This is a genomic window from Pseudomonas sp. R62 (assembly GCF_000257605.1).
Classification (GTDB): domain Bacteria; phylum Pseudomonadota; class Gammaproteobacteria; order Pseudomonadales; family Pseudomonadaceae; genus Aquipseudomonas; species Aquipseudomonas atacamensis.
In genome coordinates, this window is the sequence record NZ_JH635999.1 from 1685596 (window position 1) to 1688611 (window position 3016).

Consider the following 3016-nt stretch of genomic DNA (forward strand, 5'->3'; position numbering starts at 1 on the left):
CAACGGTCTATTCACAAAACTCAAAGTGGACCGCTAGCTACAACAAACAGTTTACCTTCTGATACCCGGTATGTTTGCCCGCGGTGCTCGACTTCAAAATTGAATGTTGCCGTAATCGAATCGGTACCTTCTTCGTGTTTGCGCGCAAACTCTATCGTTCCTGTTTTCGCATATAAAATTTCATGCGACATAGTCATCACTCCCGCCACGGAACTTCCGAACCCGCCAACTTCATGCGTACCGTCCTTAAGGGAGCGATCTATCACAAATGAAATAATCTCACCCACCTCGTCCGTAAAATATTGACCAATAACGCTGAACGTTTCCTTTGTGCCGAAATAAAGATGCCGAGTAGCGGAGAATATTGGCTTGCCGATGCCCGGATGATTGGGTGAAACGACCGCTTTGTAATACACCTCGGCCTTCTTCTGCGGACGCGATTTAAACGAGGCGAAATCCGCGATACCAATCGTCGCGAAGGCGTTGTTACCGTTCATGATATTAATCTCCAATGTCTTGCGTGATATAGGCCAGAGCGACTTTCCCGCTCCCACCTGATGTTCACGCTTTGGACGCGGACGGACAACTGACAGACTTTACAGTTATGCATTGCCTCGTATTGTGCTAAGTCCTTCGTACCTGATATCGGCACGCTGGTGCCGCCTGGGTGTTTCACAGGTACAATGCGCCCCTTGCCCGTGACCGCCTGACTAAAAAAACTATGTCCTTGCCCAAGCATCACCTGGAATTGCTCAGCCCTGCCCGCGATGTCGCCATTGCCCGCGAGGCCATCCTGCATGGCGCTGACGCCGTGTACATCGGCGGCCCGAGCTTCGGCGCACGCCACAACGCCTGCAACGAAGTCAGCGAAATCGCCGAATTGGTCGAGTTCGCCCGCCGTTACCACGCGCGTATTTTCACCACCATCAATACCATCCTGCACGACAACGAACTGGAGCCGGCGCGCAAGCTGATCCATCAGTTGTATGACGCTGGCGTCGATGCGCTGATCGTCCAGGATCTGGGCGTGATGGAGCTGGACATTCCGCCGATCGAGCTGCACGCCTCGACCCAGACCGACATCCGCACCCTCGAGCGAGCGAAGTTCCTCGATCAGGCCGGTTTCTCCCAGTTGGTGTTGGCCCGCGAGCTGAACCTGAAAGAAATCCGCGCCATCGCCGATGAAACCGACGCGGCCATCGAATTCTTCATCCACGGCGCGCTGTGCGTGGCCTTCTCCGGCCAGTGCAACATCTCTCATGCGCAAACCGGCCGCAGCGCCAACCGTGGCGACTGCTCCCAGGCCTGCCGCTTGCCCTACACCCTCAAGGATGAAAAGGGTGGCGTGATCGCCTACGAAAAACACCTGCTGTCGATGAAAGACAACAACCAGAGCGCCAACATCCGCGCACTGGTCGAGGCCGGCGTGCGTTCGTTCAAGATCGAGGGTCGCTACAAGGACATGGGCTATGTGAAGAACATCACCGCCTATTACCGCCAGCGCCTCGACGACGTGCTTGAAGACCGCCCGGACCTGGCCCGCGCTTCCAGCGGCCGCACCGTGCATTTCTTCCTGCCCGACCCGGAAAAGACCTTCCACCGTGGCAGCACCGATTATTTCGTGACCGATCGCAAGATCGACATCGGCGCCTTCGATTCGCCAACCTTCACCGGCCTGCCGGTCGGTACGGTGGAAAAAGTCGGCAAGCGTGACATGCAGGTTGTCACTCACGAACCGCTGTCCAACGGCGACGGCCTGAACGTACTGGTCAAGCGCGAAGTGGTCGGTTTCCGCGCCAACATCGCCGAGGCCAAAGGCGAGTTCGAAGAAGACGGCGAGAAGCGCTACCGCTACCGCGTCGAGCCGAACGAAATGCCCGAGGGCCTGTTCAAGCTGCGTCCGAGCCACCCGCTCAATCGCAACCTCGATCACAACTGGCAACAGGCGTTGCAGAAAACTTCTTCGGAACGTCGTGTGGCCCTGAGCTGGTTCGCTCGTCTGCGCGAAGAACAGCTGGAAGTGACCGCGACCAGCGAGGAAGGCATCAGCGCCAGCGTTACCCTCAGCGGGCCGTTCGGCGTTGCCAACAAGCCTGAGCAAGCGCTGGAGCAGTTGCGCGACCTGCTCGGCCAGCTCGGCACCACGCAGTATCACGCCACTGACATCAAGCTGGATGCGCCGCAAGCGTTCTTCATTCCCAACTCGCAGCTCAAGTCCCTGCGCCGCGAAGTCATCGAAGCGCTGACTGCGGCACGTGTCGCCGCGCATCCGCGTGGCAGCCGCAAGGCCGAAACCACGCCGCCGCCGGTGTACCCCGATTCGCACCTGACCTTCCTCGCCAACGTCTACAACCAGAAGGCGCGCGACTTCTACCACCGTCACGGCGTCAAGCTGATCGACGCGGCGTACGAAGCTCACGAAGAGCCGGGCGAAGTGCCGGTGATGATCACCAAGCACTGCCTGCGTTTCTCCTTCAACCTGTGCCCGAAGCAGGCCAAAGGCGTCACCGGTGTGCGTACCAAGGTCGCGCCGATGCAGTTGATCCACGGCGATGAAGTGCTGACGCTGAAGTTCGATTGCAAGCCGTGCGAGATGCACATCATCGGCAAGATGAAAGGCCACATCCTCAACCTGCCGCAGCCGGGCAGCGTGGTCGGCCACATCAGCCCTGAAGACCTGATGAAAACCATCCCGCGCGCACCGCACTGAGTGACCGGCGTGCGCGGTGCTTCGGCGCCGCGCAAGCCCGGTTGACTCAAGCGCGGTAAATCGCAGGCATAAAAAAACGCCAACTTCTTGCGAAGTTGGCGTTTTTTCGTTAGATGGCAGGGGCGGCTGGATTCGAACCAACGCATGGCAGGATCAAAACCTGCTGCCTTACCGCTTGGCGACGCCCCTGTAGCTCTGGTCAGCGGCTCCGTGAGGATCGCTGTGAGAACGGGGCGCAATTTAACAACATTCATTTCATTTGGGAAGCCCGAGATAAAATTTTTTTTGTTTAAAACAGCCACTTAT

Annotated in this window: 2 protein-coding genes and 1 tRNA gene; 1 reads left to right on the forward strand and 2 read right to left on the reverse strand. The window is 58.0% G+C overall.

The window, feature by feature from the left end; translation table 11 throughout:
* Positions 1-20 precede the first annotated feature (20 nt).
* On the reverse strand, positions 21-497 hold the full coding sequence (locus tag OQK_RS25565) for a hypothetical protein (RefSeq protein WP_016774945.1): 477 nt from the start codon (positions 495-497) through the stop codon (positions 21-23).
* A 224-nt stretch (positions 498-721) separates the two neighbouring features.
* Between OQK_RS25565 and OQK_RS25570 the strand changes: the two genes are divergently transcribed.
* Positions 722-2710 carry a peptidase U32 family protein gene (locus OQK_RS25570; RefSeq protein WP_016774946.1) on the forward strand — a complete coding sequence of 663 codons (1989 nt, stop codon included), beginning with the start codon at positions 722-724 and terminating at the stop codon, positions 2708-2710.
* Between the two features lie 114 nt (positions 2711-2824).
* Here the strand turns inward: OQK_RS25570 and OQK_RS25575 are convergent.
* Positions 2825-2899 (reverse strand) — tRNA-Gln (locus OQK_RS25575).
* Positions 2900-3016 lie beyond the last annotated feature (117 nt).

Coding starts and splice junctions, on each gene's coding strand:
- OQK_RS25565 (WP_016774945.1), bottom strand. CDS start 497: ATGAACGGTAACAACGCCTTCGCGACGATTGGTATCGCGGATTTCGCC.
- OQK_RS25570 (WP_016774946.1), top strand. CDS start 722: ATGTCCTTGCCCAAGCATCACCTGGAATTGCTCAGCCCTGCCCGCGAT.